Origin of the sequence: Pseudomonas sp. NPDC079367, from assembly GCF_044542195.1 — a bacterium.
Lineage (GTDB): Bacteria > Pseudomonadota > Gammaproteobacteria > Pseudomonadales > Pseudomonadaceae > Aquipseudomonas.
Genome location: NZ_JBITTW010000010.1, coordinates 67,572 through 90,997, shown reverse-complemented (window position 1 = coordinate 90,997; position 23,426 = coordinate 67,572). Strand labels below are relative to the sequence as shown.

At 59.7% G+C, this 23,426-nt stretch carries 28 protein-coding genes and 3 pseudogenes; 13 read left to right on the top strand and 18 right to left on the bottom strand.

What is annotated here, in order from left to right; genetic code table 11:
* Genes ACIGDJ_RS11905 through ACIGDJ_RS11890 form a run of 4 tightly spaced genes read right to left on the bottom strand, consistent with a single transcriptional unit; the run spans position 1 to position 1,394 of the window.
* Positions 1 to 327, bottom strand: a complete 327-nt coding sequence (locus ACIGDJ_RS11905) for a hypothetical protein (RefSeq protein ID WP_000091614.1) — start codon at positions 325 to 327, stop codon at positions 1 to 3.
* A 23-nt stretch (positions 328 to 350) separates the two neighbouring features.
* Positions 351 to 686, bottom strand: a complete 336-nt coding sequence (locus tag ACIGDJ_RS11900) for a hypothetical protein (RefSeq protein ID WP_000741275.1) — start codon at positions 684 to 686, stop codon at positions 351 to 353.
* A gap of 14 nt (positions 687 to 700) precedes the next feature.
* Positions 701 to 1,036, bottom strand: a complete 336-nt coding sequence (locus ACIGDJ_RS11895) for a helix-turn-helix domain-containing protein (protein ID WP_001172026.1) — start codon at positions 1,034 to 1,036, stop codon at positions 701 to 703.
* Positions 1,017 to 1,394 carry a type II toxin-antitoxin system RelE/ParE family toxin gene (locus ACIGDJ_RS11890; protein WP_003151133.1) on the bottom strand — a complete coding sequence of 126 codons (378 nt, stop codon included), beginning with the start codon at positions 1,392 to 1,394 and terminating at the stop codon, positions 1,017 to 1,019. Before ACIGDJ_RS11890 ends, ACIGDJ_RS11895 begins: the two co-directional genes overlap by 20 nt.
* A 191-nt stretch (positions 1,395 to 1,585) precedes the next feature.
* Between ACIGDJ_RS11890 and ACIGDJ_RS11885 the strand changes: the two genes are divergently transcribed.
* Both ACIGDJ_RS11885 and ACIGDJ_RS11880 read left to right on the top strand, forming a co-directional pair.
* A complete protein-coding gene (locus ACIGDJ_RS11885) occupies positions 1,586 to 2,188 on the top strand; it encodes a recombinase family protein (protein WP_010465829.1) in 603 nt (200 codons plus the stop codon).
* Positions 2,172 to 5,201: a Tn3 family transposase gene (locus tag ACIGDJ_RS11880; RefSeq protein ID WP_010799689.1), complete on the top strand. Its 3,030-nt coding sequence runs from the start codon at positions 2,172 to 2,174 to the stop codon at positions 5,199 to 5,201. The genes ACIGDJ_RS11885 and ACIGDJ_RS11880 overlap by 17 nt, the downstream gene beginning before the upstream one ends.
* Before the next feature lie 131 nt (positions 5,202 to 5,332).
* On the opposite strand, the gene ACIGDJ_RS11875 is transcribed toward ACIGDJ_RS11880, so the two are convergent.
* The 4 genes from ACIGDJ_RS11875 to cadR all read right to left on the bottom strand — a co-directional run bounded on the left by ACIGDJ_RS11875 (position 5,333) and on the right by cadR (position 7,470).
* Positions 5,333 to 6,079 (bottom strand): AraC family transcriptional regulator, encoded by a 747-nt coding sequence (locus ACIGDJ_RS11875; protein ID WP_024015048.1) that lies wholly within the window; start codon positions 6,077 to 6,079, stop codon positions 5,333 to 5,335.
* Positions 6,079 to 6,588 (bottom strand): signal peptidase II, encoded by a 510-nt coding sequence (lspA, locus tag ACIGDJ_RS11870; protein WP_003452327.1) that lies wholly within the window; start codon positions 6,586 to 6,588, stop codon positions 6,079 to 6,081. The genes ACIGDJ_RS11875 and lspA overlap by 1 nt, the downstream gene beginning before the upstream one ends.
* Positions 6,585 to 6,932 (bottom strand): DUF3703 domain-containing protein, encoded by a 348-nt coding sequence (locus tag ACIGDJ_RS11865; RefSeq protein ID WP_024015047.1) that lies wholly within the window; start codon positions 6,930 to 6,932, stop codon positions 6,585 to 6,587. The genes lspA and ACIGDJ_RS11865 overlap by 4 nt, the downstream gene beginning before the upstream one ends.
* A 130-nt stretch (positions 6,933 to 7,062) precedes the next feature.
* Entirely contained in the window at positions 7,063 to 7,470 is a 408-nt protein-coding gene (cadR, locus tag ACIGDJ_RS11860; RefSeq protein ID WP_024015046.1) for a Cd(II)/Pb(II)-responsive transcriptional regulator, read from the bottom strand.
* A gap of 100 nt (positions 7,471 to 7,570) precedes the next feature.
* On the opposite strand from cadR, the gene ACIGDJ_RS11855 reads away from it, so the two are divergent.
* The 4 genes and pseudogenes from ACIGDJ_RS11855 to ACIGDJ_RS11840 form a co-directional block, all read left to right on the top strand.
* On the top strand, positions 7,571 to 8,464 hold the full coding sequence (locus ACIGDJ_RS11855) for a cation transporter (protein ID WP_033902376.1): 894 nt from the start codon (positions 7,571 to 7,573) through the stop codon (positions 8,462 to 8,464).
* 170 nt (positions 8,465 to 8,634) lie between these two features.
* Complete coding sequence (locus ACIGDJ_RS11850; RefSeq protein WP_020303033.1) at positions 8,635 to 8,898, top strand: type II toxin-antitoxin system RelB/DinJ family antitoxin; 264 nt, start codon at positions 8,635 to 8,637, stop codon at positions 8,896 to 8,898.
* Positions 8,885 to 9,166, top strand: coding sequence for a type II toxin-antitoxin system YafQ family toxin (locus ACIGDJ_RS11845; RefSeq protein WP_011282522.1), 282 nt, complete (start codon positions 8,885 to 8,887; stop codon positions 9,164 to 9,166). Before ACIGDJ_RS11850 ends, ACIGDJ_RS11845 begins: the two co-directional genes overlap by 14 nt.
* 165 nt (positions 9,167 to 9,331) lie before the next feature.
* A pseudogene (locus tag ACIGDJ_RS11840) lies at positions 9,332 to 9,633 on the top strand (hypothetical protein); the annotation flags it as partial.
* An 89-nt stretch (positions 9,634 to 9,722) separates the two neighbouring features.
* Here the strand turns inward: ACIGDJ_RS11840 and ACIGDJ_RS11835 are convergent.
* A complete protein-coding gene (locus ACIGDJ_RS11835; protein WP_370588167.1) occupies positions 9,723 to 10,427 on the bottom strand; it encodes a methyl-accepting chemotaxis protein in 705 nt (234 codons plus the stop codon).
* Positions 10,428 to 10,655: 228 nt separating this feature from the next.
* Positions 10,656 to 10,766 (bottom strand): annotated as a pseudogene (locus ACIGDJ_RS11830) (hypothetical protein); the annotation flags it as partial.
* A gap of 1,632 nt (positions 10,767 to 12,398) precedes the next feature.
* Between ACIGDJ_RS11830 and ACIGDJ_RS11825 the strand changes: the two are divergent.
* From ACIGDJ_RS11825 to ACIGDJ_RS11815, 3 genes and pseudogenes are all read left to right on the top strand, one after another.
* Positions 12,399 to 12,575, top strand: a pseudogene (locus tag ACIGDJ_RS11825) (transposase); the annotation flags it as partial.
* Positions 12,572 to 13,789: a TniQ family protein gene (locus ACIGDJ_RS11820; RefSeq protein WP_003465063.1), complete on the top strand. Its 1,218-nt coding sequence runs from the start codon at positions 12,572 to 12,574 to the stop codon at positions 13,787 to 13,789. The pseudogene ACIGDJ_RS11825 and the gene ACIGDJ_RS11820, both read left to right, overlap by 4 nt.
* 60 nt (positions 13,790 to 13,849) lie before the next feature.
* Positions 13,850 to 14,464 (top strand): recombinase family protein, encoded by a 615-nt coding sequence (locus ACIGDJ_RS11815; RefSeq protein WP_000904941.1) that lies wholly within the window; start codon positions 13,850 to 13,852, stop codon positions 14,462 to 14,464.
* A 52-nt stretch (positions 14,465 to 14,516) separates the two neighbouring features.
* Here ACIGDJ_RS11815 and merE read toward each other — a convergent pair whose 3' ends face one another.
* Genes merE through merT form a run of 6 tightly spaced genes read right to left on the bottom strand, consistent with a single transcriptional unit; the run spans position 14,517 to position 17,664 of the window.
* Positions 14,517 to 14,753 (bottom strand): broad-spectrum mercury transporter MerE, encoded by a 237-nt coding sequence (merE, locus tag ACIGDJ_RS11810; RefSeq protein ID WP_001087809.1) that lies wholly within the window; start codon positions 14,751 to 14,753, stop codon positions 14,517 to 14,519.
* Positions 14,750 to 15,115 carry a mercury resistance co-regulator MerD gene (gene merD, locus ACIGDJ_RS11805; protein ID WP_003465059.1) on the bottom strand — a complete coding sequence of 122 codons (366 nt, stop codon included), beginning with the start codon at positions 15,113 to 15,115 and terminating at the stop codon, positions 14,750 to 14,752. The genes merE and merD overlap by 4 nt, the downstream gene beginning before the upstream one ends.
* A gap of 16 nt (positions 15,116 to 15,131) precedes the next feature.
* Positions 15,132 to 16,778 (bottom strand): mercury(II) reductase, encoded by a 1,647-nt coding sequence (gene merA / locus ACIGDJ_RS11800; RefSeq protein ID WP_000136268.1) that lies wholly within the window; start codon positions 16,776 to 16,778, stop codon positions 15,132 to 15,134.
* Positions 16,775 to 17,020: a mercury resistance system transport protein MerF gene (gene merF, locus ACIGDJ_RS11795; protein ID WP_000654684.1), complete on the bottom strand. Its 246-nt coding sequence runs from the start codon at positions 17,018 to 17,020 to the stop codon at positions 16,775 to 16,777. Before merF ends, merA begins: the two co-directional genes overlap by 4 nt.
* 2 nt (positions 17,021 to 17,022) lie before the next feature.
* On the bottom strand, positions 17,023 to 17,298 hold the full coding sequence (gene merP / locus ACIGDJ_RS11790) for a mercury resistance system periplasmic binding protein MerP (RefSeq protein WP_000735441.1): 276 nt from the start codon (positions 17,296 to 17,298) through the stop codon (positions 17,023 to 17,025).
* 15 nt (positions 17,299 to 17,313) lie between these two features.
* Positions 17,314 to 17,664 (bottom strand): mercuric ion transporter MerT, encoded by a 351-nt coding sequence (merT, locus tag ACIGDJ_RS11785; RefSeq protein ID WP_001294667.1) that lies wholly within the window; start codon positions 17,662 to 17,664, stop codon positions 17,314 to 17,316.
* Between the two features lie 71 nt (positions 17,665 to 17,735).
* Here merT and merR point away from each other — a divergent pair, with 71 nt between their 5' ends.
* The 4 genes from merR to ACIGDJ_RS11765 all read left to right on the top strand — a co-directional run bounded on the left by merR (position 17,736) and on the right by ACIGDJ_RS11765 (position 20,187).
* A complete protein-coding gene (merR, locus tag ACIGDJ_RS11780) occupies positions 17,736 to 18,170 on the top strand; it encodes an Hg(II)-responsive transcriptional regulator (protein ID WP_000429838.1) in 435 nt (144 codons plus the stop codon).
* A gap of 214 nt (positions 18,171 to 18,384) precedes the next feature.
* A complete protein-coding gene (locus tag ACIGDJ_RS11775; RefSeq protein WP_397478869.1) occupies positions 18,385 to 18,978 on the top strand; it encodes a recombinase family protein in 594 nt (197 codons plus the stop codon).
* 27 nt (positions 18,979 to 19,005) lie between these two features.
* Positions 19,006 to 19,302, top strand: a complete 297-nt coding sequence (locus ACIGDJ_RS11770) for a hypothetical protein (RefSeq protein WP_397478868.1) — start codon at positions 19,006 to 19,008, stop codon at positions 19,300 to 19,302.
* Positions 19,303 to 19,698: 396 nt separating this feature from the next.
* Positions 19,699 to 20,187, top strand: coding sequence for a hypothetical protein (locus ACIGDJ_RS11765; RefSeq protein WP_235205583.1), 489 nt, complete (start codon positions 19,699 to 19,701; stop codon positions 20,185 to 20,187).
* A 298-nt stretch (positions 20,188 to 20,485) separates the two neighbouring features.
* Here ACIGDJ_RS11765 and ACIGDJ_RS11760 read toward each other — a convergent pair whose 3' ends face one another.
* Positions 20,486 to 21,286 (bottom strand): hypothetical protein, encoded by an 801-nt coding sequence (locus ACIGDJ_RS11760; RefSeq protein ID WP_038442582.1) that lies wholly within the window; start codon positions 21,284 to 21,286, stop codon positions 20,486 to 20,488.
* On the bottom strand, positions 21,283 to 23,325 hold the full coding sequence (locus tag ACIGDJ_RS11755; RefSeq protein ID WP_397478867.1) for a type IV secretory system conjugative DNA transfer family protein: 2,043 nt from the start codon (positions 23,323 to 23,325) through the stop codon (positions 21,283 to 21,285). The genes ACIGDJ_RS11760 and ACIGDJ_RS11755 overlap by 4 nt, the downstream gene beginning before the upstream one ends.
* Positions 23,326 to 23,426 lie beyond the last annotated feature (101 nt).

The following is a 23,426-nucleotide window of genomic DNA, read 5'->3' as shown; positions in this document are numbered from 1 at the left end:
TCATTTGCTCATCCACTTGCGCAGCAGACGCTTTTTCAGGGAGGCGCGCTCTTGCGGATTGCGTCCCTTGTGGTTGGCAATGCGATCCGCCGTGGCGGCCTGGCGCTTGATGGGCCAGTAGGAGCGGCCATCCTTACCCATCGACCAGACGTTGCTGACCTGGTTTTCCAGTAGAGGCAGATGGGCGCATAGAGCTTCCGGCGACGCGCTGGCCAGCGCGGTGCGCTCGTGAGTTCGCCAGCGCTGATGCCAGAGTTTCTTGTCCTCGCGCTCGCTACGGCAGGTCGTGTGCCCAACGATGGGCGTTTTGCGGCGGCTGCGGCTCATGATGTGGTTGTCTCCAAGAACATTCAGGACAGGCTTTCTGGGTAGAGCGCCGTCAACCGGGACAGGGTTTCTTGCACTTGTTCCAGCGAGGTCATCAGATGATCAACCTGATCCTGAAGATCCACGGCGAGATCAAATAGCTCAGCCACTCGGCTGCGTGATCCCTCGTTGAACGCGGCCATTGCCAGTTGATGCAGCTTCAACAGGTCGGTGCGCAGTTGCGGAGGTGCGCCGTCTGCGCTGTCATTCAAATCGCCGCGCAGCACGTCCACGGCATCGACTGCACGCAGCAGTGCCGTGGTATCGAAATTCTCGGGAGTCAGTTCGTCCCATTCGTCGTCGGTGATGCGGGCTGCCATCAGGAGGGCTCCGATTAAGCGGTTGCGAGCGTTAGATGCCCGATCGGCTCGGCTGCTGGCCGTACCTTGATTTCGATGTCGTAGCCGAGGCGATTCAGACAATCCATCAGCTTGCGTTCGGATAGATTGGTGAAGTCGCCGCGCATCATGCCCGACACCTTCGGTTGCGGGATGCCCATGCGTTTGGCCGCCGCTTGTTGAGTCAGCCCAAGGGCGCGCATGGCCCTCCTGATCTCGACCACCAGGCCGGTCTTGATCTTGAGCTTTTCAGCGTCAGGCAGTCCAAGGTCGGCAAAGACGTTGCCCGAGCTGCGCTGAACCTCGACGCCTTCAATGATTCGTTTTTGCATTTCGTAGCTCCTGTGCCAATACCTCGGCCACCTTCAGCCGAGCGCGGATGATGTCCATGTCGGCCTTTGGCGTGGCGATTCCGCTCTTGCTCTTCTTCTGGAAGCAGTGCAGGACGAACACCGCTTCCGCAAACTTGACCGTGTATACCGCTCGATAGGTGCCGCCGGCATCGTCTTCGACGACCTCCAGCACGCCGGCACCACCGAACCCCTTGAGCACCTTTGCTGCGTCATCCTGATCGCCTATCTGCGCCAACGAGAGCGCGTAACCGAAACGGCGACGCACGTCGGACGGCAACGCCATCAAATCCTTGTGGCTGCTCGCGATCCATTCGAGCGGTTTTTCTTTGTTTGTCATGACGGAATTTTATACCTGTTCAGGTAATGATGTAAACGCGGCAACCTCAAGGAGGTGTCGTAAAACATTTGTTTTGCGACAGGCTGTCAGCCGCCGCTGTGCTACCTGTGCAACACCCCCTCAAAAATGTACGGAAAACTCTATCGCTATTCACTATTATGCGGAAACCTGTTTTTGATGGTTATCCGCCTATGTTGGTTGGCTACATGCGCGTGTCGTCGGACTCCGACCGCCAGAGCACGGACTTGCAGCGCGACGCGCTGCTCGCCGCCGGCGTCGATCCGCGTCACCTGTTTGAGGATCGTGCCTCTGGCGCGAAGGATGACCGTGCCGGCTTGGCGCGGGCGCTTGAGTTCGTTCGAGCCGGCGATGTGCTGGTGGTGTGGAAACTCGACCGGCTCGGTCGCTCGCTGTCGCACCTGCTCGCCATTGTGACTTCGCTCAAGGACAAGCGGGTGGCGTTCCGCTCGCTGACAGAGAACCTGGACACTACGACGCCCTCGGGCGAATTCCTGTTCCAGGTGTTCGGTGCGCTCGCGCAGTACGAGCGCGCCTTGATTCAGGAGCGCGTCGTCGCGGGCTTGGCCGCCGCACGCAAACGCGGCCGGATCGGCGGCCGGCCGCAGGCGATCACTGGTGAGAAGCTGGACGCCATCGTCGCCGCGCTCGATGGCGGCATGTCTAAGGCGGCGGTGTGCCGCAACTTCAATGTCAAGCGCACTACGTTGATCGAAACATTGACGCGAGCAGGTTGGCGTGGTGCGGGAAGGACGGTCGATGAGCAACAAGAATAAGCTACTCACCGTCTTTTCTGACGCAGAGCAGGAAGCCTTGTACGGCCTACCGGACTTCGACGATGCTCAGCGGCTGGAATACCTGGCGTTGACCGAATCTGAACTGGCGTTCGCCAGCAGCCGGCCTAGCCTGCAGGCCCAAGTCTATTGCGTCTTGCAGATCGGCTACTTCAAGGCCAAGCATGCTTTCTTCCGCTTCGATTGGCATGAGGTCGAGGACGATTGCGCCTTCGTGCTGAGTCGCTATTTCCACGGCGAAGCGTTCGAACGCAAGGCGATCACCAAGCATGAGCACTACAGCCAGAGGGGTCAGATCGCCGAACTGTTCGGCTACCGGTCGTGGGCGGCTAGCTTCCTGCCGCAACTGGCACAGCAGGCTGAACAGATCGTGCGGCGCGACGTAATGCCAGGATTCGTGGCCGCCGAACTGATCGTTTGGCTCAGCGAGCACAAAATCATCCGGCCCGGCCACACCACCTTACAAGAGCTGGTCAGTGAAGCCCTGTCCACCGAACGCAGGCGCTTGGGCGGCTTGCTGGCAGAAGTGTTGGACGAATCGGCCAAAGCTGCGCTGGGCCAGCTCCTGGTGCGTGACGACACCCTGTCTCAACTGGCAGCGCTCAAGCAGGACGCTAAAGATTTCGGCTGGCGTCAGATGGCAGGGGAGCGCGAGAAGCGCGCCACGCTGAAGTCCTTGCACGGGATCGCCAAGGCGCTGCTGCCCAAGCTCGGCATCTCGCAGCAGAACCTGCTGTACTACGCGAGCCTGGCGAACTTCTATACCGTCCATGACCTGCGCCACCTGAAGGCGGAGCAGACCCGGCTCTACCTGCTGTGCTATGCCTGGGTACGTTACCGGCAGCTCACCGACAACCTGGTCGACGCGATGGCCTTCCACATGAAAAAACTTGAGGACGAGAGCCGCACGGGTGCGAAACAGTCCTTTGTCGCCGAACAGCTGCGACGCCATCAGGAAACGCCGCAGGTTGGCCGCCTGCTGTCGCTGTACGTGGACGACAGCGTGGCCGATCCGACGCCGTTCGGCGAGGTGCGCCAACGCGCCTACAAAATCATGTCCAGGGAATTGCTGCAAAACACGGCGCAGCGCATGAGCGTCAAGCCACTGAACAAACTGGCGCTGCACTGGCAGGCGGTGGACGGCCTGGCCGAACGCATTCGACGCCATCTACGGCCGCTGTACGTCGCGCTCGACTTCGCCGGCACGGCCCCCGATAACCCATGGCTCGCGGCGCTGACTTGGGCCAAGAGCGTGTTCGCCAAGCAGCAGCGCCTATCACAACGGCCACTCGACGAATGTCCGGCGGCAACGCTGCCGAAACGCTTGCGTCCGTACCTGCTGATGTTCGATGCCGAAGGCACGCCGACAGGCCTGCATGCCGATCGTTACGAATTCTGGCTTTACCGTCAGGTCAGGAAACGCTTCCAGGCGGGCGAGCTCTACATTGACGACAGCTTGCAGCACCGGCATTTGTCCGACGAGTTGGTTTCGATGGACGAGAAAGCCGCCGTGCTCGCGCAGATGGACATCCCCTTCCTGCGGCAGCCGGTCAGTGCCCAGCTCGATGCACTGGCGGCCGAGTTGCGTGCGCAATGGGTGGCGTTCAATCGCGAGCTGAAACAGGGCAAGCTGACGCACCTGGAATACGACAAGGACACGCAGAGACTGACCTGGCGCAAGCCCAAGGGGGAGAACCAGAAGGCGCGCGAGCAAGCTCTCTACGAGCAACTGCCATACTGCGATGTCGCCGACGTGTTTCGCTTCGTCAACGGTCAGTGCCAGTTCCTGTCGGCGCTGACACCATTGCAGCCACGCTATGCGAAGAAGGTAGCCGACGCCGACAGTCTGATGGCGGTGATCATTGCCCAAGCCATGAACCACGGCAACCAGGTTATGGCACGTACCAGCGACATCCCGTACCACGTCCTGGAGAGTACCTACCAGCAGTACCTGCGCCAGGCGACGCTACATGTGGCCAACGATTGCATCAGCAACGCCATCGCCGCACTGCCGATCTTCCCGCATTACTCGTTCGACCTCGATTCGTTGTACGGTGCCGTTGATGGGCAGAAATTCGGCGTCGAGCGACCAACTGTGAAGGCGCGCTACTCGCGCAAATATTTCGGCCGCGGCAAGGGCGTCGTCGCCTACACGCTGCTGTGCAATCACGTGCCGTTGAACGGCTACCTGATAGGCGCACACGAGTACGAGGCTCACCACGTGTTCGACATCTGGTACCGCAACACGTCGGACATCGTGCCGAGCGCGATCACCGGCGACATGCACAGCATCAACAAGGCCAACTTCGCCATCCTGCACTGGTTCGGACTTCGTTTCGAGCCGCGCTTCACCGACCTCGACGACCAGTTGCAGGAGCTGTATTGCGCCGATGATCTGGCATTGTACGAGAAATGCCTGATCCGGCCGGCTGGCCAGATCGACCGGCAACTCATCGTCGGTGAGAAGGCGAACATCGACCGAATCGTCGCCACACTGGGCCTGAAGGAAATGACGCAGGGCACGCTGATCCGCAAGCTGTGCACCTATACGGCGCCGAACCCGACGCGGCGCGCAATCTTCGAGTTCGACAAGCTCATCCGCAGTATCTACACACTGCGCTACCTGCGCGACCCGCAACTGGAGCGTAATGTTCACCGCTCGCAGAACCGCATTGAGTCCTATCACCAGCTACGCTCGACCATCGCCCAAGTCGGTGGGAAGAAGGAATTGACCGGCCGCACCGACATCGAAATCGAGATCAGCAACCAGTGCGCCAGGCTGATCGGCAACGCGATCATCTTCTACAACTCGGCGATCCTGTCCCTGCTGCTGACGAAGTACGAGGCAGCTGGCAATGCCAAGGCGCTGGCGTTGATCACGCAGATGTCGCCAGCGGCCTGGCGGCACATCCTGCTGAACGGGCATTACACCTTCCAGACTGACGGCAAGTTCATCGACCTGGATGCGCTCGTGGCGGGACTGGAGCTGGGCTGACGGAAATTTCTGGGATTCCGGCGTACAACCCCAGCGTAGGGCGAATCGAAGAGAAGTGGACATCGCTCAGCTCCTATGTAGAGAGCCTTCACGGTAGGTGCAGAGGACGACGTTCGACTTGAACGAAAGAGCTATGACTTCTGGAGATCGACCGCAGCCAGGGCGGAGGACGGATCGATGCCCAGCAGCGCCCTGAATGTCCGGGAGAAATGCGCCGAGTCGGAAAAACCTGCCGCATGCGCGGCTTCGGTCAGCCGTCCCCCTTTGGCCAGGTGTTGCAGGGCTTGGGTGAGGCGCAGCCATTTGACATAGCTGCGCAACGGCAGGCCGGTTTGCTCCACGAACCAATGGGAAAAACGCGTGGGTGACAAATGCACCAACGCGGCCATTGCCTCACGCCCCATTTGGCCTTCGCGCAGCGCTGCGGTGACCTTGGTCAAGCGCGGATCAGGGATTGGTGGATCGGCAAGCCGCAACAGCCGACGTACCTGCGCCTGCAACTGGACAGGCGAATGCCCCGACGCCCTCAGTGCCTCGACCATCGCAGCAATATCGGCCGCTACGATCTCCATCAGCCTCACGGCTCCGCTCACCCGCAAGGCACGCGCCTCATCGGACAGCACATCCAGGTAGATCGACAGGACATGCCCAGCACTGAGCCGGTGCTTCAAGCCTGCCGGAATCAAGATGGCAGCCCCAGATTGCCCACCCAACGGCGTTTCAACCGTTATCGCGGCGTCGAGCCCCACTGCAATTTGATGTGCTTGATGATGGTGCCAATCCTGGTGGGCGGCATGGCCGAGAAAGACGCCGATACCGGGGCCGACCCAGGCATGGCCTGACCAGCGAGCCACTTCTGCGGCATCCGAGCTTCGCATTATCTGCCCCGGTCCAGTTCCGCGCTTGGACTCAGCACACTGCTCAGGAGCAACATGGCGGCACCGCCCACGATGCCGATGTCCGCCAAGTTGAATGCAGGCCAATGCCAGGATTGCCAGAAAAAATCCAGATAGTCGATCACATGGCCTCGGAAGCTGCGATCGATCAGATTCCCCACTGCCCCTCCCAGTATGAGGCTATAGCCCAGCGCTTCGAGCTTGGCCCTGGGCTTACGCAAGAGCAACGCGAGCCCAATCGAAACAACCAGTGCGAGGAGAATGAAGAAGTAGCGCTGCCAACCGCCCGCGTCAGCTAGGAAGCTGAACGCTGCGCCGGTATTCCAGAAATGGACCAGATTGAAGACTGGGGTCAGAGGAACCACGGCGCCGACCGAGAGCGAACCCTCAATTACATATTTGATCGCCTGGTCGGCCAGGGCAACGGCTAGCGATAGCGTCCACCAGAGCCCGGGAGTGATACGGTGCGCCATTCCAAGTGGCGATTTCATTGTTTCGCTCCCTGAAACAGTCGCTGCAATCCGGGTGAGACGGGCATCGGCGCGAATGCACTGATCCTCGCGCGTCCGGTATTGCCGAGCGGTACCCAGATCTTCGAGAACAACACGGCAGCGATGATCCGTGGTGCTTGGCCGAACATTTCCCGGTAGTCGCGCAACTGCCAGCCAGCCCTTAGCATCAACCAATGGCTCCGCGCATGCAGGACGGGCATGTGCTGGCTCAAGATGTGGGCGCGCTCGAGCCAGGGGAATGCCTCGGTTGGCGCCTTTTCACGGAGTGCTGTCCTTGCCTGGAAAAAGGCTTCATCGATGGCATTGCGGAGGGCGGTATTCATCTGGAACTCACTTGCGCAGCAGTTGGAAGGCCATGATTCTGGGCCGATCGTGCAAGTGAACACCCTGTAGCCGCTATAGGGTCAAGCTCTACGCTTTGAGCAGAAGCGAATGGCACTTTTCTAGCGCGCCTTATGGAAGCCGTTTGCCTCCCTCCACTAGACCCGAAAGTATTCCGCAGTCCAGGCTTTGTCGTTCGTCATCGCAGCAGCTGCGTAACGTCACCAACTGGTTTTCCAGGGCTTGCAAGGATGCGATCTGGGCCCTGACCTGGGCGATATGGCTATCAAGCAGCGTATTGACCGCCGCGCACGGTTGCTGCGGCTGTGCTTGAACGCTCTGCAAAACACCAATTTCGTCCAACGACATGCCAAAGGACCGGCAACGGCGGATGAACAGCAGTTTCTCCACATGATCCGCTTCGTAGGCTCGGTAGCCATTTGCCTGGCGATTGGGCGATGCAAGCAGGCCCTGGCGCTCATAGAAACGAATGGTCTGAATGTCCGCTCCCGTCAGCTGTGCAAGTTGACCAATGCGCATAGGCTGCTCCTCGATAAACAGCCAGTATATCCAGGCTTGACCCTATACCTGCTATATGGTTTTCAATTGCCAGAATTGAACCTGATAGGAGAGGCGGATCATGAGCTCGTGTGAAAAATCCTGTGGCTGCGGTTCAGTGTCAGCGCCTGCTGAAGCAGCGAGCGCGCCCTCGACCGAAGGAGCCTGGGTCAGCCATTTTTCTGTACCCAAGATGGATTGCCCTTCGGAAGAGCGAATGATTCGGCTCGCGCTGAATAGCTTGCCTGAGCTTCGTTCGTTGTCCTTTGATCTGAGCAGCAGGCAGGTACTCGCTTTCCATGACGGGGCGGTTGACCCAATCACTACCAAGCTGGAGTCCCTGGGTCTAGGGGCAGCGCTACTGGGGACTCAACCAGCTAGTCAGGAAGCAGCCTCGACCAATCGCGCTGATGAGGAATTAGCGGCGTCGAAAGAGGCGAGCACCCTGAAAATTTTGCTCGGCATCAACGCTGCCATGTTTGTTATCGAGATGGGCGCAGGGTTGATCGCTCAGTCGACGGGCCTTATTGCCGACTCGCTGGACATGTTTGCGGATGCTGCCGTCTATGGCTTGGCTCTCTTTGCCGTCGGCCGCAGTGCACAGCTGCAAGTTCGCGCTGCGCACCTGGCGGGTTTCTTTCAGATCCTGTTGGCACTGGGCGTACTCGTGGAGGTGGCTAGACGCTTCCACTATGGCAGCGAACCTGAGTCGATGCTGATGATGGGGATTGGCTTAGTTGCACTCGTCGCAAACGCCAGCTGTCTCTTGATGATCTATGGCCATCGCGAAGGCGGTGCACACATGAAAGCGAGCTGGATTTTTTCGGCCAACGATGTGCTCGCGAACATTGGCGTTATCGTCGCCGGCGCGCTGGTTGCGTGGACGGGCTCTCCCTACCCAGACTTGGTGATTGGTACGGTCGTTGGCCTCATCGTATTGAACGGTGCGCGCCGAATCCTGGCATTGAAAGCCTGACCAACCGATCCTGTATTCCATCGCGATGGGCTCACTTTCTACAAGTGAACATCAATGGTACGGACAGTCCAATAAACCTTCGTTTGATAGACGCCTCTGGCGAGGTGTGCTGGGTGCACTCCTGGAAGGATTGAGCTACAATGTAGCTCATCAATCTGGAGGATCAAACCATGTCCGCAAATGCTGTAGTCCGTGCCCGTATCGACGAGCACATCAAGGAAGAGGCGACCGTCGTGCTGGCAGCGATGGGACTCACCGTGTCTGACGCCTTCCGCATCATGTTGACCCGAGTCGCCCGCGAGAAAGCCTTGCCGTTCGAGCCGCTGATTCCGAACGCCACCACCATCGAGGCGATGAAGGAAGCGCGCCGTGGCGGCTTGAAGTCGTTCGCTTCCGTCGAGGATCTGATGGCGGATCTGAATGCGGACGATTGAACAGACCAGCCGGTTCAAACGCGATTATAAACGCGAAGCCAAAGGCCCGCATCGTCAGACGCTGGCGAGCGATTTCATTGCCGTCGTCACAGCCCTGGCGAATAACCAGCCTCTGGCCGAGAAGCACCGTGACCACGCCCTCACCGGCGACTGGAAAGACCACCGGGACTGTCACATCAAGCCCGACCTGGTGTTGATTTACCGCAAGCCGGATGACGCCGTGCTGCAACTCGTGCGTCTCGGATCGCATAGCGAGCTTGGCCTGTAACGCCGGGGTCTGCCCAGGACAAGGAAAGAAGCTACATGACAATCAGCATCACCGACGACGATTGGAACGAACTGACTCCCGAGAGTTTCGATACCACCGCACTGCTGCGGGCAGTCGATGCCGTGGACGAGCTGCGCGGCGATTGAGTGACAACGCAGACGGCGGGCCTCCGCAACTGCGCACCGACCTGTTGAAGCTGCATCAACTGGCGATGAGGTGATCCAGGTGCGGATTCGAGAGCACGTCATCGCCACCAATGACATGCGTCTGTTCGGTCTGCACCTACTGGGGCAGGCGTCGCTGCGCATGGAGCAAGCGCTGTGGCCAGAAGAATATGAGCGGATGACCCGCGAGGTCGAAGAAGCTCTCCGTGAGGCCGACGACCCCAACGCCAAGTCGTACACCCACGAGAAGTCATGCAGGCGATGCAGGAACGAATCGACCAAGCACGAGACAAGCCATGTTGATCGGCCCTGCCCCAACTCCCTCGAACTCGGATGAGTCGGACCTAGCAACGTGGTGACACCGATCATCTAGGGCCGGAGCAGAGCCTGTGTCAGCCCGCGAGGCGGTGCGTCACTTCGCTGAGCTGGGCCGACAGCGTATGCAGGTTCTGGCTGGCTGCCTCGGTACGCTCGACATTGTCCTGGTTGGTGGTGGCGATGGCGGTAATTTCGGTCAGATTGCGCGAGATATCTTCCGCCACGGACGTCTGCTCTTCGGCAGCGGTAGCGATCTGACGGTTCATGTCGCGGATCGCTTCGACTTCTTGGGTGATGCGCTGAAGCATGCTGCCCGCTTCCGTAACCTGTTCGACACCTTCGTTGCTGCGGGTTTGTCCATTTTCAATCGCACGCACCGCATCCACCGCGCCGGTCTGCACCGTGTCGATAATCTGATGAATTTCAGCGGTGGAGTCGGCGGTGCGCCTGGCCAGCGTGCGCACCTCGTCGGCAACGACGGCAAACCCGCGTCCGGCATCGCCCGCGCGGGCGGCTTCGATGGCTGCGTTTAGCGCCAGCAGATTGGTCTGGTCGGCGATGCCGCGAATAACTTCCAGCACCTTGCCAATGCGACCGCTATCGGTCTCCAGACGGCGTATTACCTCGGCGGTGTTGCTGATCTCGCCGCGCATGTGGGTAATGGTCTGGATAGTCGAACGCATCATGGTCTCACCCTGCTGCGCCGAATGATCGGCCGCATCCGCTGCACGCGCGGCTTCGGCGGCGTGACGGGCGACTTCCTGCGCCGTAGCGGACATTTCATGCATGGCGGTAGCGACCTGATCGGTGCGCGAGAACTGCTCGCGAGTGCCTTGGCCCATCAGTGCGGCGATGGCGCTCAATTCACCACTGGCGCTGTCCAGGTCCGAGGTGTTGCGTTGCAGGAGGGTGAACGTATCGGCAAGGAAGTCACGCAGGATATTCGCGGCAACTGCCAGACGTCCCAATTCGTCAGCACGGGACGCATCGACGCGCTGTGCAAAGTCGCCCTGGCTGAGCTTGGCGATGTGGTCGATCAGGTGACGGATGGGGGCGATCAGATTGCGGTTTACCAACCATAGGCTGAGCAAGGCGATGAAAACGCCAGCGGCTAGCATTACCAACGAGCCGACGACTATTTTACGATCTGCGGCTTCGCTGATGGTTTCCGAACGATGCAGCGCCGAATCGCGCTGCTGGATGACCAAACCACTGAGCTGTTCGCTGGTGGCACGGTCGATGCCTTGAACCGCCTCGTCGCCGGCGAATGGATCGTTTCCGCCGGCGATGTAGGCCGCACGGCCCGCGCGGTAGGCGGCGCCGAGGCGCCGGTGCTCCTCGTGCAGGTCGCGGAGCTGCTTTGACAGGGCAGGGTTGTGCTCGCTTCGCTCAACGAGTCTGCCCAGGATGTCCTGGACCTTTCGTTCCTGGTTCTCGAAGCTTTGCCAGTACTTGCTCAAGGCTTCAGGTGATTTGCCACGCAGCAAGACGTTCTTCCACTCCTGCACCTGCACTTTGAATTCCACGTTGGCTTCGTCGATCAGGCGCGACGTTTCGATCGGACCCTTGAGTAGTTGTTGATACTTGGAAATGTCATCCGACAAGAAGGAAAAACTGGCGAAGGCGATCAGCAATATCACCAACAGGCTGCCGCCGATCAGTGTGAGCAGCTGAGCGCGCAGGGATTTTTTCAAGAGCATCTGGGCGGTCTCGTATCGAAAGGGGGGCGCTTGAGTCATACGCAAGATTGAGCGAGCGGTCAGCCAAATGACCGTTCGTTCGCCCCCTTATGTCGGCGTACCGCTGCGATACTTGAACGCTTTCAGACCAGACGCAGATGGTTGTCCCAGAGCCCTGCCGGCAATTGCAGCGCGGTGCTGACGAAGCCCCCGCTGGCGGGGTCGACCGTTAGGACAAGATGTCCGATCCGCGCTCATCGAAGCCTCCGCGCCTGGCCGGGGCACTTCTACCCGTGTGTTCGCGCAGTTGCGACAGCCAACCCGCAGGGAGTTTTTGCGGTTCATCCGCGTGGCTTGAGGAGACCAAGTTTCCGTCGCGGTCAAATAAGCTCATGCGCTTGAAAACCGGGTCCTCGGCGAGCATTCGCGCGGCTCGTCTCTGGTTTGGCCTTAAGCTACCGGCGCCCCTATCTGCCTGGTCTGCACTCTTTACTATACCGAACGACGAATGTCAGATCGAGCGCTCGGCGATCGGGAATATTTTTCGCCAAGCAAGGGCTACGCATGTCGCGAGATTCCAGCGCCTACGACTGGTGTTTAGAGTCGGCCAATACTCCTGTCCGGCCGGTCAGCCATGCGTCCTTGAGTCGTCGTGAATCCTGGCGGGATCGGACCTGGGCCCACAACCGTTCCCACCGAACATTTTCCCCGCCGGCGAGCGGCTTTCTCGCGCAACAAATTGTTCGGAGCTCAAGGTCCTTCTCTACGTTTCGGCTGCATTGGCAGTGCGTTCGGCCCTCACCCGCCGATCGGCTCACAACAAGGACGCGATGGGCGCGACCATGAATCCGAAAGGAGAACACCATGGCCATCATCGGCATCTTTACCACCTCTAAAGACGGGGCTAGTTGCAGTTAATGTGAGTAGGGAACGATGGAATGCAAGCCGGCGCGGCTGAATGCAAGCTCGCTCGCAAATAATCTGAGCCAGACGGCTCCGTCAGTCGCAGTTAATCTGAGCCGGAAATTGCGCTGATTGCGAGCACGGCCGTTTTCGATTGCAAGCCGGTACAGCTACCTGCTCACCCGGAGCGAAGGCACCATCGGCGAGCTTGCACATCTGCTGGTGGCGGCGGCCGTCGCCGCCGTGGAGAGTGGCGAGGAAGCGATCAACCACCGCACGCTCAGCATGGCCGACTACATCGGCCCCAGTGAGCGGCGGCGACAGTTCGAGCGGGAACTGATGTGAAGTCCGCGCCGCGCTGGCCGCTGCATCCGGCACCCAAGGAAGGCGAAGCCCTGTCCTCATGGCTCAACCGGGTCGCCGCCTGCTACCAGATGGACGTGCACGAGCTGCTGGCCCACGATCTTGGTCACAGCCAACTTGATGACCTGGATACCGCACCATCCTTGTCGTTGCTGACGGCGCTCTGCCAGCGCAGTGGCGTCGAGCTGGAGCGGTTGCGCAGCATGAGTCTTGCAGGCTGGGTGCCGTGGCTGCTCGACAGTCTCGACGATTCGGTACCAGCAGCCTTGGAAACCTATACATTCCAATGCGCGGTGCTCCTGCCCAAGCGCACCCGCAAGGTGCGGTCCATCACTCGCTGGCGTGCCTGGCTACCGAGCCAGACGATTCGCCGGGCGTGTCCGCAGTGTCTGAACGATCCAACGAATCAAGCTGTGCTACTCGTCTGGCAGCTCCCCTTGATGCTGAGCTGCCCGCAGCATGGCTGCTGGCTGGAGTCCTACTGGGGCATGCCCGGCCGGTATCTTCAGTGGGAAATCGCCGATGCTGCGCCGCGCCCTGCCGATGACGCAATCGCCTGCATGGACCGGCGCACCTGGCAGGCGCTGACGACGGGTTTTGTGGAGCTGCCGCGTCGGCGTGTCCACGCCGGCTTGTGGTTCCGGCTGCTGCGCACCCTGCTTGATGAGCTGAACACGCCGCTCTCGCACTGCGGCAGTTGCTCGGCGAGCATCCGCCATGTCTGGGAGCGCTGCGGCCATCCGCTGCGCGCCGGGCAGAGTCTGTGGCGTCCCTACGAGATTCTGGCCCCGGCGGTGCAGTGGCAGATGCTGGAGGCGGCGGCCACCGCCATCACGCTGATCGAGTCAAAGGCGCTGATCCCGCGCGGGGAACAGGCCGCGCTGTTTCAGACGGAGCCGCACACTGGTTTCACCAACGGCCTGCCGGCGAAGGTGCCGAAGCCGGAACCCATCAACCACTGGCAACGAGCAGCCCAGGCCATCGATGAGGCCATCATTGAAGCGCGACACAACCCGGAGACGGCCCGCTTGCTGTTCACACTGGCGTCCTACGGGCGACGCGACCCCGAATCCCTGGAACGTTTGCGCGCCACGTTCACCAAGGAGGGCATCCCGCCGGAGTTTTTGTCACATTACGAGCCTGAATGGCCGTTTGCAGGTCTTAGACTAAATGACGGGTTAAGTGACAGTTTTTGACGGCGAGAACTTTCTGGCTCACACTGTCACATAATCGAACGTATATGTGACAGGTACGACATGCTGATAGGCTACATGCGGGTATCGAAGGCGGACGGCTCCCAGGCTACCGATTTGCAGCGCGACGCGCTGATTGCCGCCGGGGTCGATCCAGTACATCTTTACGAGGACCAGGCATCCGGCATGCGCGAGGATCGGCCCGGCTTGACGAGCTGCCTGAAGGCGTTGCGAACTGGCGACACACTGGTCGTGTGGAAACTGGATCGGCTCGGACGCGACCTGCGACATCTCATCAACACCGTGCACGACCTGACTGGGCGCGGCATCGGCTTGAAGGTATTAACCGGGCACGGCGCGGCCATCGACACCACGACCGCCGCCGGCAAGCTGGTCTTTGGCATCTTCGCCGCCCTGGCCGAGTTCGAGCGCGAGTTGATCGCGGAGCGCACGATTGCCGGCCTAGCCTCGGCCCGCGCGCGCGGGCGGAAAGGCGGCCGGCCGTTCAAGATGACCGCCGCCAAGCTGCGGCTGGCGATGGCGGCAATGGGTCAGCCAGAGACCAAGGTCGGCGACCTGTGCCAGGAACTTGGCGTCACGCGGCAGACCCTGTATCGGCATGTTTCACCCAAGGGTGAGCTACGTCCAGATGGCGAGAAGCTACTCAGCCGAATTTGATGCCGGCATGAGGCAACGTAGCGACAGCGTGGTTTGTCTCAATGGGAAGCGCTCATGATCGATCTTTGAAGGCCCGCAGCAGTCGTGTCACAGACAGGACGAACAAACCGGTCAGCGTGAGGGCTGCGATACCCCAGTACTCTCCGATGAACGCGCCGGCCGTCGTGCCGGCCAGCACAATGGCGAGAATCGGCAAATGGCAGGGACAGGTGAGCACGGCCAGCGCGCCCCACAGGTAGCCGGTGATCGGTTTGTGCGTCTCGGACGGCAAGCGCTCGGGGCTGTTCATGGCAGACTCTCCGCGTGCTGTGCCGGCTCGGTCGGCATGGTGGCCAACTGCACCTCCAGATCGGCCAACGCTTCGCGCCGACGCTCGACGAACTGGCGCAGAACGGCAAGCTGCGCGGCCGCTTCATCGCCGTCCGCAGCATCCAGCGCCCGGCACAGCCGCGCCAGCGCGTCCAGGCCGATGCCCGCCTCGAAGGCCGCCCGCACGAAGCACAGCCGTTGCAAGGCGGCATCATCGAACAGGCCATAGCCGCCCGGGGTGCACGCCACCGGACGCAGCAATCCGCGCAGCAGGTAGTCGCGCACGATATGCACGCTCACCCCGGCATCAAGGGCCAGCCGGGACACGGTGTAGGCGCTCATTGAAAACCTCCTTTTTTTATCCAGCGCAGCAGGAAAGCTGCTTCACGTCCTTGTTGAAGGTCTGCGCCGCAAGCTTCAACCCCTCGACCATTGTCAGGTAGGGGAACAACTGGTCGGCCAGTTCCTGCACCGTCATGCGGTTGCGGATGGCGAGCACCGCCGTCTGGATCAGTTCGCCCGCTTCCGGGGCCACCGCCTGCACGCCGATGAGCCGTCCGCTACCTTCCTCGATGACCAGCTTGATGAAGCCGCGTGTGTCGAAGTTGGCAAGCGCTCGCGGAACGTTGTCGAGTGTCAGCGTGCGACTGTCGGTCTCGATGCCATCGTGGTGCGCTTCCGCCTCGCTGTAGCCCACGGTGGCGACTTGCGGGTCGGTGAACACCACTGCCGGCATCGCGGTCAGATTGAGGGCTGCGTCGCCGCCGGTCATGTTGATCGCGGCACGGGTGCCGGCGGCCGCTGCCACGTAGACGAACTGCGGCTGGTCGGTGCAGTCGCCGGCCGCGTAGATGTTCGGGTTGCTCGTGCGCATGCCTTGGTCGATAACGATGGCCCCTTGCGCATTGACAGTGACCCCCGCCGCGTCCAGCGCGAGGCTGCGCGTATTCGGTGCCCGACCGGTGGCAACCAGCAACTTGTCAGCGCGCAATTCACCGTGTCCGGTGGTCAGCACGAATTCGCCGTTCACATGGGCGACCTGGCTGGCTTGCGTGTGCTCCAGCACCTCGATGCCCTCGGCGCGGAAAGCGGCTGTCACGGCCTCGCCGATGGCCGGGTCTTCCCGGAAGAACAAGGTGCTGCGTGCCAGGATCGTGACCTGGCTGCCGAGCCGGGCAAAGGCTTGCGCCAGTTCCAACGCCACCACCGACGAACCGATCACGGCCAGGCGTGCGGGAATGGTGTCGCTGACAAGCGCTTCGGTGGAAGTCCAGTAGGGTGACTCTTTCAGGCCCGGAATCGGCGGCACGGCCGGACTGGCACCGGTGGCGACCAGGCAGCGGTCGAACGTTACCTCGCGCTCGCCACCCTCGTTCAAACGGACGACCAGGCTCTGGTCGTCCTTGAAACGCGCTTCACCGTGCAAAACGGTGATGGCTGGATTGCCGTCCAGGATGCCTTCGTATTTGGCGTGCCGCAGTTCATCGACACGGGCCTGCTGCTGGGCCAGCAGTTTGCTGCGGTCAATCGCAGGCACAGTTGCCGCAATACCGCCGTCGAACGGACTTTCCCGGCGCAGATGGGCAATATGGGCAGCGCGGATCATGATCTTGGACGGCACACAGCCGATATTGACGCAGGTGCCGCCGATGGTGCCGCGTTCGATCAGCGTGACCGTCGCGCCTTGCTCGACGGCCTTCAGCGCCGCCGCCATCGCGGCCCCGCCGCTGCCAATGATGGCGATATGCAAACCGGCGCCCTCAAGTGCATCACGGATTTTTGGTTCATCTTTGAAATCACCAACCCGGATCGAGCCTTGATAACCCAATGCGGCGATGGCGGCCAGCAGTTGGTTGTGGCTCACGGCGGTGTCTGCCATGACTTGCGCGCGGCTTTCTGGATAGGACACCACAGCGGCATTCACGCCGGGAATCTTTTCCAAAGCATCTTTGACATGGGTGGCGCAGGATGTGCAGGTCATGCCATTCACGGTGATTTCGGTCATTTTTTTACTCCATTGAATTTCGGGGTGCAGCAGGCATCGGCTTGGCGTTTTCGTTGGATGGCGTAGATGGTCAAGCCGATGAAAATCGCCAGCGCAGGCAGCAGCACATAGTCCAGATAGCCGGTCAGCGCGGACAAGCCGACCACACCGAGCAAAATGACCAGAACAGGGGTGAAGCAACACAGCGCCACGAGGGTTGTGCCAATGATGCTGACCCGCAGCAGTGTCTTCGGGTCTTTCATGATCAGTTCTTGACTGATGATGGGTAGCCCGCATCCTCGGTAGCCTTGGTCAGTTTCTGCACGCTGGTCTTGGCATCATCGAAGGTGACCACCGCTTCGCGCGTCTCGAAGGTCACGTCAACTTTACTGACGCCATCGACCTTGGAAATCGCCTTCTTGACAGTGATCGGACAGGCCGAGCAGGTCATGCCCGGTACGGACAGCGTAACGGTCTGGGTGGCGGCCCACACGGGGGCAACAACGGCAGCGAGGGCAAGGGCGGAAAGCAGCTTTTTCATGGTGAACTCCTGTGATCAATAGAAAAATGGCACGACGTAGGGAAATCCGAGCGCGACCAAAACCAGCACGGCCACGCCCCAGAAAATGAGCTTGTAAGTAGCTCGCACTTGGGGAATCGCGCAAACCTCACCCGGTTTGCAGGCGGCTGACGGCCGGTAGATGCGCCGCCAGGCGAAGAACAACGCCACCAGCGCCACGCCGATAAAGATGGGGCGATAGGGTTCCAACACCGTCAAGTTGCCGATCCAAGCGCCGCTGAACCCCAAGGCGATCAGAACCAGCGGCCCGAGGCAGCAAGCCGAGGCGAGGATGGCGGCCAGCCCGCCAGTGAAGAGCGCGCCGCGCCCGTTTTGAGGTTCAGACATACGTTTGTCCTTTCGAATCTGAATTGGATAGCTTAAGCTTACTTCCGTAGTTATGTACGGAGTCAAGCGATATGGAAAACAATTTGGAGAACCTGACCATTGGCGTTTTCGCCAGGACGGCCGGGGTCAATGTGGAGACCATCCGGTTCTATCAGCGCAAGGGCTTGCTCCCGGAACCGGACAAGCCTTACGGCAGCATTCGCCGCTATGGCGAGACGGATGTAACGCGGGTGCGCTTCGTGAAATCAGCCCAGCGGTTGGGCTTCAGCCTGGATGAGATCGCCGAGCTGCTGCGGCTGGAGGATGGCACCCATTGCGAGGAAGCCAGCAGCCTGGCCGAGCACAAGCTCAAGGACGTGCGCGAGAGGATGGCTGACCTGGCGCGCATGGAGGCCGTGCTGTCTGATTTGGTGTGCGCCTGCCATGCGCGGAAGGGGAACGTTTCCTGCCCGCTGATTGCGTCACTGCAAGGGAAGAAAGAACCGCGCAGTGCGGACGCGGTGTAGCCCGAGGGAACTACGCCTTAGCGTGCTTTATTTTCCGTTTTCTGAGGCGACTCCAACGTCAGAAAAGACCGTGCGGTCGACTTTTGATATTTCGTGCTGTCGCCTTCTGAAAGTGACACCCAGCTCCGAGTTAGCCCATATTATGGTTTTAAATACTGGTATCGTTAATCAAGGTTCTATTTTCAATTTCTCTGTTGAGTAAACGGTACTTTTGATGAAAATTGGCTATGCGCGGGTGAGTACTCGGGATCAGAACGCCGACCTCCAGATCGATGCTCTGACAAAGGCAGGGTGCGAGCGGATCTATCAAGACGTTGCCAGCGGCTCAAAAAGCGCACGTCCGGAACTGGACAAATTATTGGTTCATGTACGGGCCGGTGATGCTGTGGTGATTTGGAAGCTGGATCGTCTAGGGCGCTCGCTCAAGCACCTGGTCGAACTGGTCGGTGAATTGGCCGCTCGTAACGTTGGCCTGCAAAGTCTGAATGACCCCATCGATACCACCCACGCGCAAGGCCGCTTTGTGTTCAACCTGTTCGCTTCATTGGCAGAGTTCGAACGTGAGTTGATTCGTGAGCGCACACAGGCAGGCTTGTCCGCTGCACGGTCACGTGGTCGAGTCGGTGGCCGCCCGAAGGGGCTGCCCGCTCAGGCGGAAGCGACCGCTATGGCCGCAGAAACGCTGTACCGAGAGGGTCGGTTAAGTGTGAGCGCCATTGGCAAGAAACTGCACATTTCCAAAAGCACGCTTTACCGCTACCTCCGGCATCGCGGCATAACGATCGGCGTACCCGCAAAAATCACCTAGCATCTCAACATCACGGTCCCACCGGCAGTGGACAATGCCGAACGGATCGCGACGGTCATATTGCGCCTGGCCGTCGAGAACAACAGCAAGTTCGTGCGTGGTAAAAAACGGGCACTGGAGAATATCGAGCGTTACTGCCTGGAACCTTACGGCATGAAGCTGCTTGAGTCGGGCAACTACGCGCTGAGCATTCCCTATCGCAACGATGAGGCACTGGATAAGACGGTACATGATCTGCTGACCGAGATCAGCCAAGAGGCCGAGATGCGTAATTGCTTTATCGAGGCGGATGCCTGGGAAGAGGGCTCTGAGCGGAGGTGGTAGGGCTTATGTTGGTTTTTGGTTCCATTGCTCCCCACACCCCCTGTACGAGTTCGTGATAACTCCGCAGCTTGAAAAAATCCTTTGCAACCTCATTCAGTCTTTGATTGTAAGTCAGGTGAGGTAGCATGGCCTTGATTGCTTGGCCATCTTTTTTGCGGTGGCAATGTCTGCCAAAGAAATAGAAATGCTCATCGGTGAATCTCCTTCCAGTAAGGATTTCCAGGACCCGATCAGAGAAATCAGCTGGTTGAGATGCACAAGCATTTCAGGAGTGGAGTTCGGGTAGTTGCACTAGGCTATGCCAATTCGGGTCGGCAAGCACCTACCGGGTGCTCCAGCGTAAGATCACCTAGCTTGTAGTCATTGTCAACCTTGTGAAACTCTAAGGTCGTTACCATGATCCCACCTCACTTATCTGATCTCGTAGTAGATCACATAGTTAACACCGTGCCCGTTTTGCAGATCGGCCGTGATCGAATGGTCTACTACCCGGGCTCTGCTTTCGCCGGCTTGGCCTGCAACGCCTACCCGCAATCCTGGAGAGCCAAGGCATCGAAAGAACCCAGTGGTTCACTTTGGTTCGCGATCCACCTTGATGCGATCGGAATTTACTGGGAAGTTGACTATGTTGCATGGGCGAAAGGCTGCGCTTTCGTCTCTACCCCCGAGCATCGATTCTATTGGGCGCACGGCAAACCCGGGCTGGCTGAGAGGGTGTTGCGCCCCTTGTATCTGGACTGGATGCTTCAAGGTGCTCTTGCGGCTGAGTACGGGCCTGATTATTTACCAGGGTTAGCCGGAGACCCAGTGCTCCTGGACGAGTACAGCGAGTACCAGGAGCAAATGGTCCAGCTACTGAGCAGATTCGCAGTCGAGGCGCGATAGGTTGAGCAAGCATTGACGACAACCGCGAATATCCTTAGATTGAATCCAGTAGCCGAGGGAAACGAGGGCGAAAGCCTCCACCCGCGGACATATGAAACTGCTTTACGAAGAAACCACCTCACGGTGGTTTTTTCGTTTCTGGCGCCGAATTTGCCAGCAATCCTTCAAAGCCTCCCCCTGGTGCGCAGGGACATGTCCCGCCCCGGCGCTCACCGTATTCCCTTCTGGGCTTGGCCCGCGCAGCGGGCATAAAGATCCCGGCCGAGGCCGGGATCCTTTAAGGCGCGAGCCGACAAGACTACCAGTCCAGGACCTGGACCTTGCCAGGCACGCCCGTGGGCGCCGCGCGAGGCTTTGCCGCCGGCACGGGTGCTGAAGTTTCCGGCGGCATGAGCGGCTCGGGTGCTGCCGGAGCGGCCGGCACAGAGCGAGAAGCTGCCGGCTTCGCCGGGGACGCGGCATCTTTCAGCTCCCGAGTCTCAGTTTTTGAGCCTGTGGCCGTTTTGCCTTGCGCAATCAGCAGTAGCTCGCGGTTGATTTTGTCCAAGTAGTTCATGCCTTCCTGGATCTTTGCGTTTTCAGTTTGATAATGCTCATCCAGTTTCGGACTGGTTCCATTCGCAACCCAGCTGTCGCGATCGAGTTCGATGAAGACCTCGAATGCAGCTGGATCAATGCCCTGAAGGGGCTTGATTGGTGCTGGATAGCGCTGAAGCAGATAATCCACGTCAGGATCTGTTTCTCTATTGGCCAGTAGCGGCCCGAAGCGTTCCAGTAAGGCATCACGCTTAGAACTGATCCGAGATTGCAATGCCGTCAGGCGTTGTTGTAGGCCCACCACCTGGATGGCCGCAATGCGCTTTTCCTCGGCCACTCGTGCAGCCTTTGCCTTCTCGGCAGCAGCAATACGAGCAGACTCTTCCCGAACCCCTTGGGTGAAGTACCCCGCGCCGGCGGCAACTGCGACGCAGAGCGCCGCGACACCGATCGCTTTCATTAACCGGCCAGACTTGAGTTGTAGCGGCTCGCCGACGATAACCGAACCGACCTGGAGCAGGTCGCCATGCTGGGCGAGGAGATGTGCGGAAGAGTTTTTCATGCTGCTACCTCCTCAGCGGGCTGTTCAATTTGCTGCTCGGTCGGGAATGTGAACATCGGATTGAGACGGATCTGGGCGCGGCGGACGGTGCCGCAACGATTCACCGCAGCCAGGGCCGTGAATTTTTTCATCGTCAGCGACCGGATCTCCTCCGGCGACACGAGCGGGATCTCGCCAATTTTTACGCTGCCAGCCGGCCGCTCCCGACGAATTGCGGCAGGCAGCTGCTGCCATGCCTGTTCAGCACCCAGTTTCTTCGCCAATTCAGAGACAGTGCTGATAGCTTGGCCGACATGACTATACGAGCGGCCAACTTTGATCATCTCGTCGGATGTCTGCGCTTTGGCAGCCAAGGTTCCAGTGGAGTAACCGCCAGCATTGGCGCCGTAAAGGTTTGCCGTGGCCACCGGATCAGTTGTGTTCGCAGCGACCTCAGAAAACACCACGCGAGGCGCAGTCCCCAGGCGCTGGGAAACGTAGTCGAGGGTCATCTCAGAGCCGACTTGCATGCTCACCACAGAACGGTATTGATCCAGGAGCATGATCGTGGCCTGCTCGTCCTGCAGTGCAACCTGCAGACCATCGAGGCCCTGAGTTGAGTACAACGCGCACAGACCGAGCGAGCGGGCTTTAGGCAGGATCGCCAGCTCTTCATGCGAAACCAGATCCTGTGCCTCGTCGACTACCAGGAGCACAGGCTCCTGACCTTCGGTTTTCCAGTTGTCGCCACGGCGCTTGATCGCGCTATAGAAGCGACGCTTGGCCAGCGCCGAAACGGCAACGCCACTCTGGGTATCAGGTAGAGCCAGCCCAATCATTGCGCCGTAGAGGCAGTCCTCGATCTCGACACCTTCAACACAGTCAGCCCACGCACCAAGCTCTTGATCATTGATTAGAGTACCGAGCCAGGTTTCCAAATTGAGTTCGATGGACGAACGGGTTTCGGTAGCTTTCTGCAGGTGGCGCACCATGAACGAGTTATAAGCACGATGCAGGTGTCCAGGGAGAAGATGCATGCAATCGCCTTCGATCAGTTCTTTTGCGCGATCACGGCTACTTGGCTCGAATGCGAGTTTGTAGATTGAGCTGAGATTCCATGGCCACTCGACCGGCTCCAAGGCATTCATGAGGGCAAGAACTTTCGCCGTGCTGCGCAGTAGCTCACGGGCGAATTGCTCCCACTCGCTGCCCGAAACGTCGCCCGCATTACCTTTATCGGAACTGAATAGCTGGAAAAGAGTATCGGCGACTTCATCCGGCTGGAGATTTTGGATGGCGTTGAAGTTCGACGATTCGGGACTGATAACCTGGTAACCGGGCAGGCCGGCGAGCTCTTTCGGAAGTTGACCCTTGCCGTCCAGTACCAGCAGGCCGCCTGCTCTCGCCTCTTGCCATTGCCAGACCACTGGCCGAATCACCGCTGCCGTTTTACCGGTTCCGGTTTGGCCCAGTACAAGCATGTGCGTCGAAAGGTCCCCCACAGACAGGCCGAAAGGCATGCCCGCTTGGGCGGGGCTATACGGATCACGTCGTTCAGCAAATAGATCAGTTGCAGTGCCCAGGTTGATGAACGAAGACTTTTCGCTCATTGCTCGTTCGATCTGTTCATTCAATGCGCGATCGAAGTCCGCGAATTTGCTCTTACCTTCCTGCTCAATGAGTTTGGGATAGGCAGAGACCGCCAGGGCCTCGCGGGCCGCCGCAGCTCGGGTCTTAGCGATTGAGGACAGATCGAAGATCGCCAGGAGCGACCAAGCTGCAGCGCCGCCGGCGGCGACCGGCGCGATGAACCAGCTCAGGGAATCTGAAGCGACGAATAGACCTGCCAGCAGAATGGCGATTCCGGCGACAGCCATTGGCATCGACTCATCAACCAGGGCTTTGCGCAAGTAGGACACCGATAGGTCATCGGGCACGATCTGGCCATCAACAGGATTGCCGTCGCGATCGTACGTCCATGATCGATACGAGCCTACCAGATCGGCAGGAGTCCGAGGCGGAGTTACGCGCAGCAACACGCGAGAGCCGAACTTTTTCACATCCTGGATTTCATCCTCAGTCAGCAGCGGGCCGGCAGGGACTATCAGGCGCCAAGCCGCAGGCGTCAGACCGAGTGAGCAACGGAAAACGTACCCCCCCC

Bases quoted from the DNA above. Each gene is read 5' to 3' on its own strand.
- ACIGDJ_RS11855 (WP_033902376.1), top strand. From the start codon at position 7,571: ATGAGCTCGTGTGAAAAATCCTGTGGCTGCGGTTCAGTGTCAGCGCCT.
- ACIGDJ_RS11900 (WP_000741275.1), bottom strand. From the start codon at position 686: ATGGCAGCCCGCATCACCGACGACGAATGGGACGAACTGACTCCCGAG.
- merF (WP_000654684.1), bottom strand. From the start codon at position 17,020: ATGAAAGACCCGAAGACACTGCTGCGGGTCAGCATCATTGGCACAACC.
- merT (WP_001294667.1), bottom strand. From the start codon at position 17,664: ATGTCTGAACCTCAAAACGGGCGCGGCGCGCTCTTCACTGGCGGGCTG.
- ACIGDJ_RS11885 (WP_010465829.1), top strand. From the start codon at position 1,586: ATGTTGGTTGGCTACATGCGCGTGTCGTCGGACTCCGACCGCCAGAGC.
- merR (WP_000429838.1), top strand. From the start codon at position 17,736: ATGGAAAACAATTTGGAGAACCTGACCATTGGCGTTTTCGCCAGGACG.
- merE (WP_001087809.1), bottom strand. From the start codon at position 14,753: ATGAACAGCCCCGAGCGCTTGCCGTCCGAGACGCACAAACCGATCACC.
- ACIGDJ_RS11845 (WP_011282522.1), top strand. From the start codon at position 8,885: ATGCGGACGATTGAACAGACCAGCCGGTTCAAACGCGATTATAAACGC.
- ACIGDJ_RS11850 (WP_020303033.1), top strand. From the start codon at position 8,635: ATGTCCGCAAATGCTGTAGTCCGTGCCCGTATCGACGAGCACATCAAG.
- ACIGDJ_RS11760 (WP_038442582.1), bottom strand. From the start codon at position 21,286: ATGAAAAACTCTTCCGCACATCTCCTCGCCCAGCATGGCGACCTGCTC.
- ACIGDJ_RS11765 (WP_235205583.1), top strand. From the start codon at position 19,699: ATGATCCCACCTCACTTATCTGATCTCGTAGTAGATCACATAGTTAAC.
- merA (WP_000136268.1), bottom strand. From the start codon at position 16,778: ATGACCGAAATCACCGTGAATGGCATGACCTGCACATCCTGCGCCACC.
- ACIGDJ_RS11905 (WP_000091614.1), bottom strand. From the start codon at position 327: ATGAGCCGCAGCCGCCGCAAAACGCCCATCGTTGGGCACACGACCTGC.
- ACIGDJ_RS11890 (WP_003151133.1), bottom strand. From the start codon at position 1,394: ATGACAAACAAAGAAAAACCGCTCGAATGGATCGCGAGCAGCCACAAG.
- merP (WP_000735441.1), bottom strand. From the start codon at position 17,298: ATGAAAAAGCTGCTTTCCGCCCTTGCCCTCGCTGCCGTTGTTGCCCCC.
- merD (WP_003465059.1), bottom strand. From the start codon at position 15,115: ATGAGCGCCTACACCGTGTCCCGGCTGGCCCTTGATGCCGGGGTGAGC.
- ACIGDJ_RS11880 (WP_010799689.1), top strand. From the start codon at position 2,172: ATGAGCAACAAGAATAAGCTACTCACCGTCTTTTCTGACGCAGAGCAG.
- ACIGDJ_RS11865 (WP_024015047.1), bottom strand. From the start codon at position 6,932: ATGAATACCGCCCTCCGCAATGCCATCGATGAAGCCTTTTTCCAGGCA.
- lspA (WP_003452327.1), bottom strand. From the start codon at position 6,588: ATGAAATCGCCACTTGGAATGGCGCACCGTATCACTCCCGGGCTCTGG.
- ACIGDJ_RS11835 (WP_370588167.1), bottom strand. From the start codon at position 10,427: ATGTCCGCTACGGCGCAGGAAGTCGCCCGTCACGCCGCCGAAGCCGCG.
- cadR (WP_024015046.1), bottom strand. From the start codon at position 7,470: ATGCGCATTGGTCAACTTGCACAGCTGACGGGAGCGGACATTCAGACC.
- ACIGDJ_RS11775 (WP_397478869.1), top strand. From the start codon at position 18,385: ATGAAAATTGGCTATGCGCGGGTGAGTACTCGGGATCAGAACGCCGAC.
- ACIGDJ_RS11875 (WP_024015048.1), bottom strand. From the start codon at position 6,079: ATGCGAAGCTCGGATGCCGCAGAAGTGGCTCGCTGGTCAGGCCATGCC.
- ACIGDJ_RS11815 (WP_000904941.1), top strand. From the start codon at position 13,850: ATGCTGATAGGCTACATGCGGGTATCGAAGGCGGACGGCTCCCAGGCT.
- ACIGDJ_RS11895 (WP_001172026.1), bottom strand. From the start codon at position 1,036: ATGCAAAAACGAATCATTGAAGGCGTCGAGGTTCAGCGCAGCTCGGGC.